The organism is Pseudomonas sp. S3_C06 (assembly GCF_054667675.1).
The window spans coordinates 6,086,660-6,101,733 of sequence record NZ_CP162747.1 but is presented as its reverse complement, the minus strand read 5'-3'; the positions used below and the strand labels follow the sequence as shown (position 1 = coordinate 6,101,733).

General features: G+C 59.7%; 12 protein-coding genes. 2 read left to right on the top strand and 10 right to left on the bottom strand.

Annotation, left to right across the window (positions count from 1 at the left end):
* Positions 1-3 precede the first annotated feature (3 nt).
* From AB4N44_RS27010 to AB4N44_RS26995, 4 genes are all read right to left on the bottom strand, one after another.
* Entirely contained in the window at positions 4-1,446 is a 1,443-nt protein-coding gene (locus AB4N44_RS27010; protein ID WP_150773980.1) for a mechanosensitive ion channel family protein, read from the bottom strand.
* Positions 1,447-1,668: 222 nt separating this feature from the next.
* Positions 1,669-2,295 (bottom strand): isochorismate family cysteine hydrolase YcaC, encoded by a 627-nt coding sequence (gene ycaC / locus AB4N44_RS27005; RefSeq protein ID WP_127926560.1) that lies wholly within the window; start codon positions 2,293-2,295, stop codon positions 1,669-1,671.
* Positions 2,296-2,351: 56 nt separating this feature from the next.
* Positions 2,352-3,035 (bottom strand): isochorismatase family protein, encoded by a 684-nt coding sequence (locus AB4N44_RS27000; RefSeq protein WP_064116839.1) that lies wholly within the window; start codon positions 3,033-3,035, stop codon positions 2,352-2,354.
* 86 nt (positions 3,036-3,121) lie between these two features.
* Positions 3,122-3,988, bottom strand: coding sequence for a pirin family protein (locus AB4N44_RS26995; protein WP_460111338.1), 867 nt, complete (start codon positions 3,986-3,988; stop codon positions 3,122-3,124).
* A 105-nt stretch (positions 3,989-4,093) separates the two neighbouring features.
* Here AB4N44_RS26995 and AB4N44_RS26990 point away from each other — a divergent pair, with 105 nt between their 5' ends.
* The gene (locus AB4N44_RS26990) at positions 4,094-5,002 is read left to right on the top strand and encodes a LysR substrate-binding domain-containing protein (protein ID WP_460111340.1); all 909 of its coding nucleotides are present in this window, start codon (positions 4,094-4,096) and stop codon (positions 5,000-5,002) included.
* Between the two features lie 218 nt (positions 5,003-5,220).
* Positions 5,221-6,024, top strand: coding sequence for a 2,5-didehydrogluconate reductase DkgB (gene dkgB / locus AB4N44_RS26985; protein ID WP_460111341.1), 804 nt, complete (start codon positions 5,221-5,223; stop codon positions 6,022-6,024).
* An 18-nt stretch (positions 6,025-6,042) separates the two neighbouring features.
* Here dkgB and AB4N44_RS26980 read toward each other — a convergent pair whose 3' ends face one another.
* The 6 genes from AB4N44_RS26980 to mgtA form a co-directional block, all read right to left on the bottom strand.
* Positions 6,043-9,261 (bottom strand): transporter substrate-binding domain-containing protein, encoded by a 3,219-nt coding sequence (locus AB4N44_RS26980; protein ID WP_460111343.1) that lies wholly within the window; start codon positions 9,259-9,261, stop codon positions 6,043-6,045.
* A gap of 10 nt (positions 9,262-9,271) precedes the next feature.
* A complete protein-coding gene (locus AB4N44_RS26975) occupies positions 9,272-9,898 on the bottom strand; it encodes a response regulator transcription factor (RefSeq protein WP_127930374.1) in 627 nt (208 codons plus the stop codon).
* 135 nt (positions 9,899-10,033) lie between these two features.
* Positions 10,034-10,477: a chemotaxis protein CheY gene (locus AB4N44_RS26970; protein WP_316917947.1), complete on the bottom strand. Its 444-nt coding sequence runs from the start codon at positions 10,475-10,477 to the stop codon at positions 10,034-10,036.
* Positions 10,478-10,588: 111 nt separating this feature from the next.
* Positions 10,589-10,984 (bottom strand): hypothetical protein, encoded by a 396-nt coding sequence (locus AB4N44_RS26965; protein WP_160039017.1) that lies wholly within the window; start codon positions 10,982-10,984, stop codon positions 10,589-10,591.
* Between the two features lie 177 nt (positions 10,985-11,161).
* Positions 11,162-11,878: an MgtC/SapB family protein gene (locus tag AB4N44_RS26960; RefSeq protein WP_127926554.1), complete on the bottom strand. Its 717-nt coding sequence runs from the start codon at positions 11,876-11,878 to the stop codon at positions 11,162-11,164.
* Positions 11,879-12,020: 142 nt separating this feature from the next.
* Positions 12,021-14,720: a magnesium-translocating P-type ATPase gene (gene mgtA / locus AB4N44_RS26955; RefSeq protein WP_455805093.1), complete on the bottom strand. Its 2,700-nt coding sequence runs from the start codon at positions 14,718-14,720 to the stop codon at positions 12,021-12,023.
* Between the last annotated feature and the right edge of the window lie 354 nt (positions 14,721-15,074).

Sequence of the window (15,074 nt, the reverse complement as noted above, 5' to 3'; positions counted from 1 at the left end):
TGCTCAGGCGCGATTGCGCAGCCATTGCAGGAAGCCTTTTTTCGGTGCGACCACCGGTGTTTCCTCGGTCAGCGATTGCGCCTTGTGCAGGCGATAATCGAGCAAGGCTTGCATCGCGTCGTTGATGTCGTGACGGGCATCGAGGCATGGCTTCAGGTAGGACTTTTCAATGCGGTACAGCACGCAAAAGGTTTTCGCCGAAAAGTCCGCCGGCAACGAGGAATCGGACAGAATCCCCGCCTCGCCGATGACCTCGCCCGGCCCCATGCGCCCGGATTCGAACGGCGTGCCGTGACGCTTCAAAGTCACCGACACCACACCGGACTCAATAATGAACAGATGATCGCTGACCTCGCCGCCCGCGAGAATGACTTCGCCGGCACGGAAGGTTTGCAGGCTCATGTTCTGACTGAAGGTGTCTTTTTCTTCCTGGCGCAGGGTCGAGAAGATCGGCGAACTGTCGAGCAGCGCCCGTGGTCGCGACAAATTGGTCGGCGCAGTGCTTTCATCACTCGACAGCAGATTGACCCCGGACGCCTGCAAGTGCCGATACGCCAGGTCAAACAGTTGATTGCGCACCACGCGCTTCTCACCCATCGAAGCGACGAAACCGCTGATCTCGTATTCCGCGCCACTGCTGCCGGAGCTTTTCAGGGCGACGCTCGGTGCAGGCGTGTCGAGCAGTTGACGGCAGCCCTGCATGGCCCGCTCCAGCGCATCGATTACCGAACTGGGCCGCGCATGCGGGCTGACCTGCACGCTGACTGCGACGCCAAACATGTTGCTCGGCCGACTGAAGTTGATGATCTTGGCCTTGGCCGCCAGCGAGTTGGGAATCACCGCCATGCTGCCCTGACTGGTTTGCAGGCGCGTGGCGCGCCAGTCGATGTCGGTGACCCGTCCTTCGGTGCCGTCGATCGAGATCCAGTCATCCAGTTGATAAGGCTTGGTGGTGTTGAGGACGATCCCGGAGAACACATCGCTCAACGTACTCTGCAAAGCCAGACCGACGATGATCGCCAGCGCACCGGACGTGGCCAGCACGCCTTTGACCGGCAGATCCAGCACATAGGCCAGCGCCGCGATGATCGCGATAAGGAAAATCACCGCGCCGAGCAAATCCTGCAGCAGCCGCCCGGTGTGGCCGACCCGCTGCATCATTACCGCGCCGATCAACACCGTCAGGGTGCGCGCACCGAACAGCCACCAGCCAATCTGCAAGCCGGTCGCCGCCAGATGCAGCGGCACGTTGTCGGCCCACGGCGCCGGCTCCATCGGGTTGAGGCCTTCGTTGAACAGCAGGACGCTGAACAGCGTGAAAATCAGCACCCGCACCAGCAGTTTCCACTCGCTGCCATGGGAACTGATCAGACGCCACAAGCCCAGATCGAGGAGGATCAGGATCAACGCGCAGAACAACGGGTGTTCGGTGAGCAGAGACAGCATCAAACAACTCCGACGGGGGCCAATCGCGAGAAGATCGCACAGATTGAGCAAGTGTAGGAGCAATTGATTTCAGAGCATGAATGCCCGCGCCAAAACACCACAAAACGAAATGTGGGAGCGAGCCTGCTCGCGAATGCGGTCGATCAGTCAAAGGTGCATCGACTGACATGACGCCTTCGCGAGCAGGCTCGCTCCCACAGGGGACTGCGGTGTGGCCCGGGGTTATTTACCGTTAGTCAGGGTGCTGTAGCTGGTCATCAGGTTGCGGTAGTCGGGGATGTGGTTGGAGAACAGCGTGCCCAGCCCTTCGATGTCGTTGCGCCAGTCGCGGTGCAACTCGCAGGCCAGACCGAACCAGGTCATCAATTGCGCACCGGCGCTGGACATGCGGTTCCACGCCGATTCGCGGGTCAGTTCGTTGAACGTGCCCGAGGCATCGGTCACCACGAACACATCGAAGCCCTCTTCCAATGCCGACAGCGCCGGGAACGCCACGCAAACTTCCGTCACTACACCGGCAATGATCAGTTGCTTCTTGCCAGTCGCCTTGATCGCCTTGACGAAATCCTCGTTGTCCCAAGCGTTGATCTGGCCTGGCCGGGCGATGTACGGCGCCTCCGGAAACAGCGCTTTCAGCTCCGGCACCAGCGGGCCGTTGGGGCCGGTTTCGAAACTGGTGGTGAGGATCGTCGGCAGCTTGAAGTACTTGGCCAGATCGGCCAGCGCCAGCACGTTGTTCTTGAACTTGTCCGGCTCGATGTCGCGCACCAGCGACAGCAGCCCGGCCTGATGGTCGACCAGCAGTACCGCAGCGTTGTTCTTATCCAGACGTTTGTATTGAGTGGTCATTGCAGTAATCCTCGCGGGTGGTAGAGGCCGACGAGGGTCGACCTCCGGAGACTCGATCAGCGCTGGGAATCCAGCACTTCGTGTTCGTTCGCGACTTGCTGAGCCTTGAGGTAGCTCTCGATCAGCAATTGATAATGCGGCATGGCCTGGGCGTAGACGGCCGCCCACTGCTCGGCATCGGGACGGTTCCACGAGCCTTGCAGCTCGGAAAGCGTAGCCATGATGTCGATCGGCACCACCCCGGCCTGGGCCAAACGGGCAACGGTCAGATCAGTGGCCAGTTTCGAGTGATTACCGGACGCGTCGACCACGGCGAACACCTTGTAGCCTTCGTGCACGGCGGCGATGGACGGGAACGCCAGGCAGACGCTGGTCAGAGTTCCGGCGATCACCAACGTCTTCTTGCCGGTGGCTTTGACCGCTGCGTGAAATTCCGGATTGTCCCAGGCGTTGATTTCGCCCTTGCGCGCCACGTATTGCGCATGCGGCGCGGCTTCGTGAATTTCCGGGATCAACGGCCCGTTCGGCCCTTGCGGCACCGATGCCGTGGTAATCACCGGCATCTTCAGCAGGGTCGCCGCTTTGGCCAGTGCGATGGCATTGGCGCGCAGTTGCGGCACGTCCATGTCTTTGACGATCTGGAACAGACCGCTCTGATGGTCGATCAACAACATGGCCGCGTCGCTGGCATCGATGGTCGGTTTCTGGCCGTCGAAGTTCGCTGCATTGACAGTGTTCATGTGCGTGTCCTCTTTTCTTTAGGCAATAGCCATCCCTGGCCTGCGAACCGGCCTACGCGTCCTGTGTAGAGCGGAGTGGTGGTGCGTTAAGCGTGCATCTGGCCGAAGCGGCCGGACTGGAAGTCGGCGAACGCCTGGTGGATTTCCTGCTCGGTGTTCATCACGAACGGGCCATGGCCGACGATCGGTTCGTCGATCGGCTCGCCGCTGAGCAGCAACACCATGGCATCCTGGCTGGCTTCGAGCGTCATCTGATGGCCGTCACGTTCGAACAGCGCCAACTGCCCTTCGCGCACCGCTTCCACACCGTTGACCTGCACCGAGCCTTTCAACACCACCAGCGCGGTGTTGCGGCCTTCATGCAGATCCAGCGTCAGCAATTTGCCGGCGTTGAGGCGCAGATCCCACACGTCGATCGGTGTGAAGGTGCGCGACGGGCCGGTGTGGCCATCGAATTCACCGGCGATCAGGCGCAGGCTGCCCGCGTTGTCCTTGAGCGCGATGCTCGGGATGTCGCTGTCGAGAATGGTCTGGTAGCCCGGCGCGGCCATTTTGTCCTTGGCCGGCAGGTTGACCCACAGCTGCACCATTTCCAGTTTGCCGCCGGTTTTGGCGAAGTTTTCCGAGTGGAACTCCTCGTGGAGGATCCCCGACGCCGCGGTCATCCATTGCACATCGCCCGGGCCGATGACGCCGCCGCTGCCGGTCGAGTCGCGGTGCTGCACTTCGCCTTCATACACGATAGTCACGGTTTCGAAACCACGGTGCGGATGCTGACCAACGCCACGCCGTTCGGTGGTCGGGGTGAAATCGGCGGGACCAGCGTGATCAAGCAGCAGGAACGGGCTGATGTGTTTGCCCAGGTTGTCGTAGGAAAACAGCGTGCGAACCGGGAAACCATCGCCGACCCAATGGCCGCGCGGGCTGGTGTAGATACCGATGATGTTTTTCATGGTTGTCTCCAATGGGGGTGAGTGATGCGATGGATTAAGCTTAAATCCATGACCATTAATGCACTAGACTGCAAAAATCAGCCTTAGCGTTCTATCTGGAGAACGATGGTGGAAGACCTCAACACCCTCTACTACTTCACCCAAGTGGTCGAACATCATGGTTTCGCCGCCGCCGGGCGCGCACTGGACATGCCCAAATCGAAACTCAGCCGGCGCATTGCCGAGTTGGAAGAACGCCTCGGCGTGCGCCTGCTGCACCGCACCAGCCGTCATTGTTCATTGACCGAAATCGGCCAGGCCTATTACCAGCGTTGCCTGGCCATGCGCATCGAAGCCGAGAGCGCCGCCGAACTGATCGAACGCAACCGCTCCGAACCGCAGGGTCTGGTGCGCCTGAGTTGCCCGACGGCGCTGCTTAACTCGTGGGTCGGGCCGATGCTCACGCGTTACATGCTCAAGTACCCGCTGGTGGAGTTGTTTATCGAGAGCACCAATCGCCGCGTCGACTTGATTCATGAAGGGTTCGACATCGCGCTGCGCGTGCGTTTTCCGCCGCTGGAAAACACCGACATGGTCATGAAGGTGTTGGGCAACAGCACGCAATCGGTGGTCGGTAGCCCACAGTTTGTCGAACGCCTGTCGTCACCGCCCTCGCCCGCTGACCTCAATGGTTTGCCGAGCCTGCACTGGGGCGCGGCGCAGCGGGAATATCAGTGGGAGTTGCTGGGGCCGAATGGCAATACGGCGCTGATCCGCCATACGCCACGAATGGTCACCGATGACTTGATTGCCTTGCGTCAGGCGGTGATTGCCGGCGTTGGCGTGGCGCATCTGCCGAGCGTAGTGGTGCGTGAGGACATTGCCGCCGGACGCGTCGTGGAATTGATTCCGGGCTGGGCGCCGAAGTGCGGAGTGGTGCATGCGATATTTCCGTCGCGACGCGGGTTGTTGCCGTCGGTGCGGACGTTAATTGATTTTCTCGGGGAGGAGTTTGCCCACAGCGACATAGCCTGAATCGGTGGTGCGCCCTTCGCGAGCAGGCTCGCTCCCACATGAGTACGCATTCCAATGTGGGAGCGAGCCTGCTCGCGAAGAGGCCAGCCCGGACAACATAAGTCCTGAAAATGATTCATGACTTCCGGTCAACAGTGCTTTGCCCCACCAGCGGTTTTTCTCAACGATACAGACGCGGATACTCCTGCCCATTCCCACTGCAACCCATGGAGTCTTTCATGTCTGTTCCCGCTTTCGGTCTCGGTACATTTCGTCTGCAAGGCCAGGTGGTCATCGATTCGGTAAGTACCGCCCTCGAACTCGGCTACCGGGTCATCGACACCGCGCAAATCTACGAAAACGAAGCCGATGTCGGCCAGGCCATCGCCGCCAGTGGCATCCCGCGCGAAGAGCTGTTCCTCACCAGCAAGATCTGGGTCGCCAACTTCGCCAAGGATCGCTTGATCGACAGCCTCAAGGACAGCCTGCAGAAATTGCAGACCGACTACCTCGACCTGACCTTGATTCACTGGCCGTCGCCGGATAACCAGGTCCCGGTGGAAGAATTCATGGGCGCCCTGCTCGAAGCCAAGCGTCTGGGCCTGACCCGGCAGCTCGGTGTGTCCAACTTCACCATCGATTTGATGAAGCAGGCGATTGCTGCGGTCGGTGCAGAAAACATCGCGACCAACCAGATCGAACTGCATCCGTACCTGCAAAACCGTAAAGTCGTCGAGTTCGCCCGCAGCCAGGGCATCCACATCACTTCGTACATGACCCTCGCCTACGGTGAAGTGCTGAAAGACCCGCTGATCCAGCAGATCGCCGAACGCCGGCAAGCCACCCCGGCACAAGTCACCCTCGCCTGGGCAATGCAGTCGGGCTATGCGGTGATCCCGTCGTCGACCAAACGCGCCAACCTGCAAAGCAACCTTGCCGCCACGGCGCTGACCTTGAGCGATGCCGACATGGCGCTGATTGCCACGCTGGATCGCGGCCATCGCCTGACCAGCCCGAAAGGCATCGCGCCAGACTGGGACTGATTCAGCAATATTGCCAGTTCAGGATTGCAGATGTTGCGCGAGGCCGGCCATGGCCTCGCGCAACGTATCGCTTGCCATGCCCAACGGCGCCGCGTGCGCTTCGCTGCACGCCTGCTCAAGCTCGATACACGCCGCCACCACCCGCGCGGCCCCGACCATCTGCGCCCCACCCTTGATGTGATGAGCCAGTTCGCGAAGCCCCGCGCGATCCTGCTCTTGCTGCAACAGATCCAGACGTTGCAGATCGATGTGCAAGCTGTTGAGCACCTCCTTGCGTAAATGCTCGATCAAGCCACGATCATTCCCGGCCATTTGCTCCAGGGTGCTCAGATCGATCTCCGCCAATGCTGGCGCCGCGCTGGAGGCCGCCGCGATGTCGCAATGACTGGCCGCCGTCAATGCCTGCGCCAGATCGTGCAAGCGGATCGGTTTGAACAGGCACTCGTCCATGCCAGCCTTCAGGCAGCGCGTCCGTTCCTCGGCCTGCGCGTTGGCGGTAAAGCCAAGAATCAGGCAAGGCTTGCGCCCGGCAATCGCTTCTTCTTCACGAATGGCCTGCGCCAGTTGATAACCGTTGCGCCTCGGCATATTGCAATCGGTGATCACCACATCGAACACTTGCGTGCGCCAGCGCTCAAGGCCTTCATCGCCGTTTTCGGTGTCGACCGTGCGATGGCCGAGTTCACTCAACTGCCAGCACAGCAGCAGACGGTTCACCGGATGATCGTCCACCACCAGCACACTCAGAGAACACGCAGCAGCAACGACGGCTTGCGGGGGTGCCGTGGTCTGAGCGAGGGCGGCCAACAGCGGCAGTTCGAGACTGACTTCGACTTGCGTTCCCTCGCCCGGCGCACTGTCGAGCCGCAGCGTGCCGCCCATCATTTCGCAGAGGCTGCGACTGATGACCAGGCCCAGCCCGGAGCCGCTGCGTGCCGATTGCGAGTGATTGCTCGCCTGCACGAACGGGCTGAACAAGCGCCGCCGATCGTCGTGGCTGATCCCGACCCCGCTGTCCTCGATCCGCACTTTCACGGCCAGTGTTTCTGTCACCGCTGCGCTCACCACCAGCCGCAGACTGACCTCGCCTTCTTCAGTGAACTTGATTGCATTGCTCAGCAGATTCGATAGCACTTGTTTGAACCGCGTCGGATCAATCAGCACATCAACGTTGCTGCGGGGATCCAGTTCGATGTGCCACAACAAGCGCTTCTGCCGCGCCAGCCCTTCAAACACCCGACACACTGACGCCACCAGTTCGCGCAGGTTGGCGCGTTCGGGCGCGAGTGACAGGTGCCCCGTCTCGATCCGTGCGATGTCGAGAATGTCGCCGATCAGCGCCAGCAATTGTTGCCCGGCATTGGACGCCACCTGAATCGCCAGACGATCGGTCACGCCCTCTTCTGCGCGCTTGAGGGCCAGTTCGAGCATGCCGATCAAGGCATTCATCGGTGTACGGATTTCATGGCTCATGGTCGCCAGAAACGTGGTTTTCGCCCGATTCGCATCGTCTGCTGCGTCCTTGGCTTCCTGCAATTGCTGCACCCATTGCTGGCGTCGGCGGATCTGCTGGCGCTGAAAAACGATCCAGGCCAGCGCGAGTGCCAGCAAGACCGCCGCACCGGCAAAGCCGAGGAGAATCTCGCGGCGATGTTGTAACCAGTAACTGTCATCCACCACCACATCGTGGCTCCAGCGTTCAACCAACTCGTCCATCTGTTGTGGGGCGATGCTCAACAACGCCTTGTTCAGGATCGAATGCAGTGCGGGCATTTGCGGTGCGGTCGCCAGCGCAATGCGCGCCGGTTGATCGCCGACCGTGCCGGTAATGCGCAGACGTTCGCGGTAGTGCCGGGCGATCAGAAAGCGCGCCACCAGCAACGAACTCACCGTGGCGTCGACTTGCCCCTTGGCAATCAGCGCCATGCCTTCGGCAGGGCTTTTGACTTCGATCAGACGGATGCCCGGCACGCGTTCCAATAGATATCCGCGCAACGGGTGGCCGCGATAAATCGCCAGCCGTTTACCGGCCAGATCATCAAGGTTGAGCGGCCCCTGCGCGGTGATTGCACTGACCAGCACAAACGGATTGTTCAGATAGGCGCGAGTAAATTGCAGTTCGGTTTCGCGCTCGCTGCTCGGCGTCACCACTGGCAACACATCCAGCTCACCGGCCTTGAGTTGTTCGATCTGACGATCGAGCGACACACCGCGCACGATTTCAAAATTCAATCCGCTGCGCTGGCTGATCACATTCAGCAACTGCGCGGACAACCCGTTGAAGCGGCCGTCGGCATCAAAAAAAGTCAGCGGCGCAAAATCGTCGATGGCACCGACCCGCACCCGTGGATGCTGGTCCAGCCAGGCCTGCTCACTGGCACTGAGTTGCACCCGTGATTGTTCAGCCATCTCGGCAAGGCCGACGCTCCAGCGCTGCTCGATGCGTTGGCGATGCTCCATGGGAATGGCGGTCAACACCTTGTCGACGATGCGCTTGAGGCGTACATCGCTGCGCAACAAGGCAAAAGCGAACGAATTGGCGTCCAGCCCCGACGGGCCGGCCAATTGCAGGTCGTTGCGATAATTGGTGTTGATCAGGTAGTTGGCACTGATGAAGTCGCCCAGATACACATCATCCGCGCCGAAGGCCACCGCACCGAGCGCATCCATCGCCGAAGGGTAACGCTGCACACTGGCATAGGGATAAAACCCCTGCACATTCGCCAGTGGCAAATAATCCTCGACCATGGCCACGCGCTTGCCGGCAAGATCTGCCGGCAGCTTTTCATCGAGGCGAGTCACCAGCATCGGCTGATCTTCGGCGTAAGCGCGGGACAGGATGAAATCCGGGTCGGCGGCTTCAAAATTGTTCGAGGTTCCCAGCAGATCGAGGTCACCACGCTTGAGTGCCGCCATCACCGCATCGCGGTTGGCAAAGCGCCGGACTTCAATGCGTGTGCCGAGCAACTGCGCCAGCAGATCAGCATAATCGGCGGTGAGCCCTTCGAGTTCCTGTTGATTGCGGGTAATCTCGAACGGTGGGTAATCCGGACCGGAAATACCCATGCGTAGCACCGGGTGCTGACGCAGCCATTGGCGGTCCTGCTCGTCCAGCCGCAGCTGGACGTTTGCCAGGCCGGTACGGGTCAGTACCTGCAGCACCTGCGGCGCGTCACCCGCCCAACTACTGGCGATCAGGCTCAACCACAGGCAGACAATCCAGCATCCCTGCCGCATGTGCAATTGCTCAGATCACATGATTGCGCTTGGCGAATTCGCGCAAGAGCACCAATGAGTAAACCCCGAGTTTTTTCATCAGACGGGTTTTATAGGTGCTGACGGTTTTGTGGCTCAGGTGCATGTCCTCGGCAATCGCCTTGTTCGATTTGCCCCGCGCCAGTTGCACGAAAATAGTCAACTCACGATCAGAGAGCTGATCGATCATCTGTTTTTCGGTGGTTTGCACGGCATTCAGCGTGCTGAGGTAGTCCGGAAGCACGGAAAAATAGGTATGTCCCGAAACGACTGCCTGAATGGCATTGCGCAACTGTTCCAGTTGATTGGTTTTGGTCACGTAGGCCATGGCTCCGGCACGCACACAGCGCTCCTGATAGAACATGGGTTCGTGTGTACTGAAAACCAGCACTCGGCATCGCGGATAATTGACCCTTATCCGCTCCAGAACGTCGAGTCCATCGAGTACTGGCAAATTCAGGTCGAGTATCACCAGTTGGGGCGCGTGCTCACGAATAAGCGACACCACCTCGTTGCCTTGGGACGCCTCGTATATCCGCTTGAATCCTTCGCCTTGCAACACGATTCGGATGGCGGCGCGCACCACCGGATGATCATCGACGACAAGCGCTGACTTCATGGCCACTCCCGATGCAAAGTCTGACGAACAGGCCACCGATTGGGGCTGCTCCGGACTCAGTGGCTGCGCAGGGACTGTTACACGTAACGGCGCGCAAATCACCTGTCAGATCTGACAGTTGCAGGAAATGATTTTCTATGCATGCGCAGCGCTCTGCACCAACGGATTTACCCTGGGGGCTGATAACGTCTGTGCCCGTGCCGGAGCGTCGACCAGCGCCATCAACTGGTCGATCGACTGTTTTGATGGCAGTGACAAATGGCTGATCTGGACATTTTCCTGAGCGAAGCCGGAGGACAGTTGCAACGGCGCCGTTTGCTCGTTGTAGATCAACGCCTGACGAACCTGCGGGTTATCGAGGAAAAAACCCGGCAGATCCAGCGAGCCTGCAGCGAGTTCGGCGTTGATGACCACCACATCGAAGGGCTCGCAACCGTAGTCCACCAGAGTCAGCAGCTCGGTGAGGTTCTGCACCGGAGCAATGCGGTAATAATTGAGGCCGTTGAACAGTCGCTCGATTTTCATACGGTGAAAATGCTGAGGGTCTGCGATCAGGATGCGCAGGGCTTTATTGATCATGATCGATCTCCCGGTGTCAGGGTTTCTGGGTGCGGCAAGACTACGCAAGCTGCGTGGCGGGTTCTGTAGGAATAATCCGAAAAAAAAGGTTACTCATCCGAGTCATGCCCATCACTGTGCTGTCGCCAGGTCAGCGATCAAAGGGCCGAGTGTCTGCCGATCCGGTGTTCGGATCAGGGTCAAATAGCGTCGATCAGTGCTGCATATCGCCTGTGTGCACACCTCGCCGCGACGTTTGTCATAAATAACGGCATGACGAATCTGCAGGTTGCATTGAAAAAAACGCAAAGGATCGACTCCACCGACCGCCATCAGCTCAGCGCCGATGATCAGCAGGTCATAGTGCTCAAACGGATCGGACGAGTAATGCGTCGCACCCAGCAGCTCACGAAACGAATACACCGACACGTTGCCGCGACAGCCGAGTTCGTTGAGGCATTTGCTTATTCGCACATGCAGCGCCCGTTGCTCGTCGGCAATAAGGATTCGCCAGCGTTTGTAGGACATTGTCTTTCACAACCCAGGAAAATCACGCTCATCACGTGAATGACAAGGCTAAGCAAAAGGAGCCGTGACGCCTGTAGGACGAATCTTAAAAATGAATGGAGAACAGCCGAGAGCAAGCAAAAAAGCCACACCCGGCATGACCGGATGTGGCGTTGCTACTGAACGGACGAGCGCGGTTCATTCGGTGGTACTCGGACTCCAGAACGCCTGCACCACCAACGCCGACGTCGCAATCCGCGCCACCAGTGCATCCAGTTCATCACCATCGACCGACGTCGTCGCCAGAGTCGCTTCGATCTCGATTTCATCGGCGCCGAACGCATGCACATCGACGTCGCTGGCCGGGTAGTTGCTGCGCTCAAGCTCTGCTTCAAGCAAGGCGAACACGGCGGTCTGCTGCGAGCGGCGGGCGATGACATAGACGATATTGGTGACTTCCGCCGAAACCACGTCCAGCGGCTGGCGGTTGATGTTGTTGACGATCGGCCGCAGCAAAGTGTTGGCGGCCAGAATGAATAGCGTGCCGAGTACGGCTTCGGCGAGCAGATCGGCCCCGGCACAGGCGCCAACCGCCGCCGAAGTCCACAGGGTTGCGGCGGTGTTGAGGCCGCGCACGTTGCCTTCTTCGCGCATGATCACCCCGGCGCCGAGAAAACCGATGCCGGACACCACGTAGGCAACCACGCGCACCGCGCCTTCAGCGCCGGCGAGACGGTTGGCCATGTCGACGAAAATCGCTGCACCGACGGCGACCAGCACATTGGTGCGCAGGCCGGCGGTGCGTTGCCGGTACTGGCGCTCGAAGCCGATCAGACCACCGAGAATGAACGCGGCGCTGAGGCTGACGAGGGTGTCGAGCAGCGAATCGAGGTTGAGGTTGTTGATGGCTTGCATGATGAAATCCTTGAGAACACAAATTCCCCCTGTGGGAGCGAGCCTGCTCGCGAAAGCGGAGTGTCAGCCACTACAGCTGTGGCTGAAAAAACGCCTTCGCGAGCAGGCTCGCTCCCACAGGGGAACGGTGTTGGCCGTGCTGTTATTGCCAGCCGAACCGGCGGATGTAAAAACCTTTCACGGCCTGGGTCAGCGCCATGTACGCCAGCAGAATCACCGGCAGGAACACGAAGTACAGCGACGGCAGCGCCTGCAATTTGAAGTAGTGCGCCAGCGGCCCCATCGGCAGGAAGATGCCGACCGCCATGATGATCCCGGTCATCACCAGCAGCGGCATCGCGGCACGGCTTTGCAGGAACGGAATCTTCGGCGTGCGGATCATGTGCACGATCAGCGTCTGGGTCAGCAACCCGACCACGAACCAGCCTGACTGGAACAGGGTCTGGTGATCCGGGGTGTTGGCATCGAATACGTACCACATCAAGGCGAACGTGGTGATGTCAAAGATCGAACTGATCGGGCCGAAGAACAGCATGAAGCGCCCGACGTCGCCCGGCTGCCAGCGTTGTGGTTTTTTCAGCATCTCCTCGTCGACGTTATCGAACGGAATGGCAATCTGCGAAATGTCGTAGAGCAGGTTCTGCACCAGCAGATGCATCGGCAGCATCGGCAGGAATGGAATGAACGCACTGGCGACCAGCACCGAGAAGACGTTGCCGAAGTTGGAACTGGCGGTCATCTTGATGTACTTGAGCATGTTGGCGAAGGTGCGCCGCCCTTCGAGCACGCCCTCCTCCAGCACCATCAGGCTCTTTTCCAGCAGGATGATGTCAGCCGCTTCCTTGGCGATGTCCACCGCGCTGTCCACGGAAATACCAATGTCGGCGGTGCGCAGGGCTGGCGCATCGTTGATGCCGTCGCCCATGAAGCCGACCACGTGACCGTTGCCTTTGAGGATGCGCACGATGCGCTCCTTGTGCGACGGCGTCAGTTTGGCGAAGACGTTGGTGGTTTCCACGGCCACTGCCAGTTCGGCATCGCTCATGCGCTCGACGTCATTACCCAGCAACAGCCCCTGTTGCGCCAGGCCGACTTCGCGGCAGATTTTCGCGGTGACCAGTTCGTTGTCACCGGTCAGCACCTTCACTGCCACACCGTGTTCGGCCAAGGCCTTGAGCGCTGGCGCGGTGCTTTCCTTCGGTGGATCGAGGAACGCCACGTAACCGATCAGCGTCAGTTCCTGTTCATCGGCCAGGCTGTAAATCTCCCGACCTTCGGGCATCGAGCGTGCGGCCACGGCCACCACGCGCAAGCCTTCAGCGTTGAATGCTGCGGTGACCTGACGAATCCGGGTCAGCAATTCATCGCTCAAGGCTTCATCGACCTCGCCGTGACGCACGCGGCTGCACACCGCCAGGACTTCTTCCACGGCGCCTTTGCAGATCAGTTGATGTGGCTGGCCACGCCCTTCGACCACCACCGACATGCGCCGACGATTGAAGTCGAACGGGATCTCATCGACCTTGCGAAACGCTGTGCCGACTTTCAGTTCGCGGTGGATTTCCACGTGTTCCAGTACCGCAACATCCAGCAGGTTTTTCAGGCCGGTCTGGTAGTAGCTGTTGAGGTAAGCCATTTCCAGCACGTCATCGGAATCTGCGCCCCAGACATCGACATTACGCGCGAGGAAAATCTTGTCCTGAGTCAGTGTGCCGGTCTTGTCGGTGCAGAGCACGTCCATGGCGCCGAAGTTCTGGATCGCATCGAGGCGTTTGACGATGACTTTTTTGCGCGACAGAAACACCGCGCCTTTGGCCAGCGTCGAGGTGACGATCATCGGCAGCATTTCCGGGGTCAGGCCGACCGCAATCGACAGCGCGAACAGCAGCGCCTCAGTCCAGTCACCCTTGGTGAAACCGTTGATGAACAGCACCAGCGGCGCCATCACGAACATGAAGCGGATCAACAGCCAGCTGACTTTATTCACGCCTTGCTGGAACGAAGTGACCGCGCGATCAGTTGCGCCAACACGCTGGGCCAGCGCACCGAAATAAGTGCTGTTGCCGGTGGTGAGAATCACCGCTACAGCGGTGCCGGAGACGACGTTGGTGCCCATGAACAGGATGTTGTCCAGCTCCAGTGGATTACGCGTGTCGCGATCAGCCTGACGCGGAAACTTCTCCACCGGCATCGATTCGCCGGTCATCGCCGCCTGGCTGACGAACAGATCCTTGGCGCTGAGCACGCGGCAATCGGCAGGAATCATGTCACCGGCCGAAAGCACAATCAGATCGCCCGGCACCAATTGCTTGATCGGCAATTCGCTGCGTGGCGCATCACGGCGCATCACCGTGGCGGTGTTGCTGACCATGGCTTTCAGCGCATCGGCGGCCTGGTTGGATTTGCTTTCCTGCCAGAAGCGCAGCAGCGTCGACAGCACCACCATGGAGAAAATCACCACCGCGGCTTTGAGGTCTTCGGTCAGCCACGAGATCACCGCCAACAGGGTCAGCAGCAGGTTGAAGGGGTTTTTGTAGCAGTGCCACAGGTGAGTCCACCATGGCAGCGGCTGTTCGTGTTCGACTTCGTTGAGGCCGTATTGCGCACGCAGCGCATCGACTTCGAAATCGGTCAGGCCATCGGCATGCGTGCCCAGTGAAGACAGCAACACACCGCTGTCGCACTGCGCGGCATCGACCAGGGTGTTGGCCAGCGTGGGTGGGACTTCACGGCTGACCGTGGTGCCGTTGATCGATTCCAGCAGCGCCAGGCGACGGAAGTGCCGGGCGATGTGGCGGGTCCGCAGAAAACCTGCGAAGAATTCCTTGAGCGTAAGTTTCATGGCTGTTGCCCCTATGGTCAGCCGGGAAACCGTCGAGCAGGTACGGCCGCGCCTCGTCCGCCGGAAAAACCGGCACGGCAAGGCCTGGCGCGCCGGTCAGAAAAGACAGGCGTGTCGATAGGGCTGCGATCTCGACAGTGAAGTCGAAATCACGCTCTGTTCAGCGTCGATGAGAAGGACGTCGAGACATGGCCCAGGACGGGTCATGCACGGGATGCCGCTGCTCGCTTTTACGGCGAGACAACGACAGAGAAAGTCTGCGCGTTATCTTGCCGAGAATCTGCCGGTTACCGAGACCGGCCGACAACTGTCACTCGAACAAGTACCCACTGTGGGTCTCCGCTATTGATGAAA

Bases quoted from the DNA above. Each gene is read 5' to 3' on its own strand.
- AB4N44_RS27010 (WP_150773980.1), bottom strand. From the start codon at position 1,446: ATGCTGTCTCTGCTCACCGAACACCCGTTGTTCTGCGCGTTGATCCTG.
- ycaC (WP_127926560.1), bottom strand. From the start codon at position 2,295: ATGACCACTCAATACAAACGTCTGGATAAGAACAACGCTGCGGTACTG.
- AB4N44_RS27000 (WP_064116839.1), bottom strand. From the start codon at position 3,035: ATGAACACTGTCAATGCAGCGAACTTCGACGGCCAGAAACCGACCATC.
- AB4N44_RS26995 (WP_460111338.1), bottom strand. From the start codon at position 3,988: ATGAAAAACATCATCGGTATCTACACCAGCCCGCGCGGCCATTGGGTC.
- AB4N44_RS26990 (WP_460111340.1), top strand. From the start codon at position 4,094: ATGGTGGAAGACCTCAACACCCTCTACTACTTCACCCAAGTGGTCGAA.
- dkgB (WP_460111341.1), top strand. From the start codon at position 5,221: ATGTCTGTTCCCGCTTTCGGTCTCGGTACATTTCGTCTGCAAGGCCAG.
- AB4N44_RS26980 (WP_460111343.1), bottom strand. From the start codon at position 9,261: ATGCGGCAGGGATGCTGGATTGTCTGCCTGTGGTTGAGCCTGATCGCC.
- AB4N44_RS26975 (WP_127930374.1), bottom strand. From the start codon at position 9,898: ATGAAGTCAGCGCTTGTCGTCGATGATCATCCGGTGGTGCGCGCCGCC.
- AB4N44_RS26970 (WP_316917947.1), bottom strand. From the start codon at position 10,477: ATGATCAATAAAGCCCTGCGCATCCTGATCGCAGACCCTCAGCATTTT.
- AB4N44_RS26965 (WP_160039017.1), bottom strand. From the start codon at position 10,984: ATGTCCTACAAACGCTGGCGAATCCTTATTGCCGACGAGCAACGGGCG.
- AB4N44_RS26960 (WP_127926554.1), bottom strand. From the start codon at position 11,878: ATGCAAGCCATCAACAACCTCAACCTCGATTCGCTGCTCGACACCCTC.
- mgtA (WP_455805093.1), bottom strand. From the start codon at position 14,720: ATGAAACTTACGCTCAAGGAATTCTTCGCAGGTTTTCTGCGGACCCGC.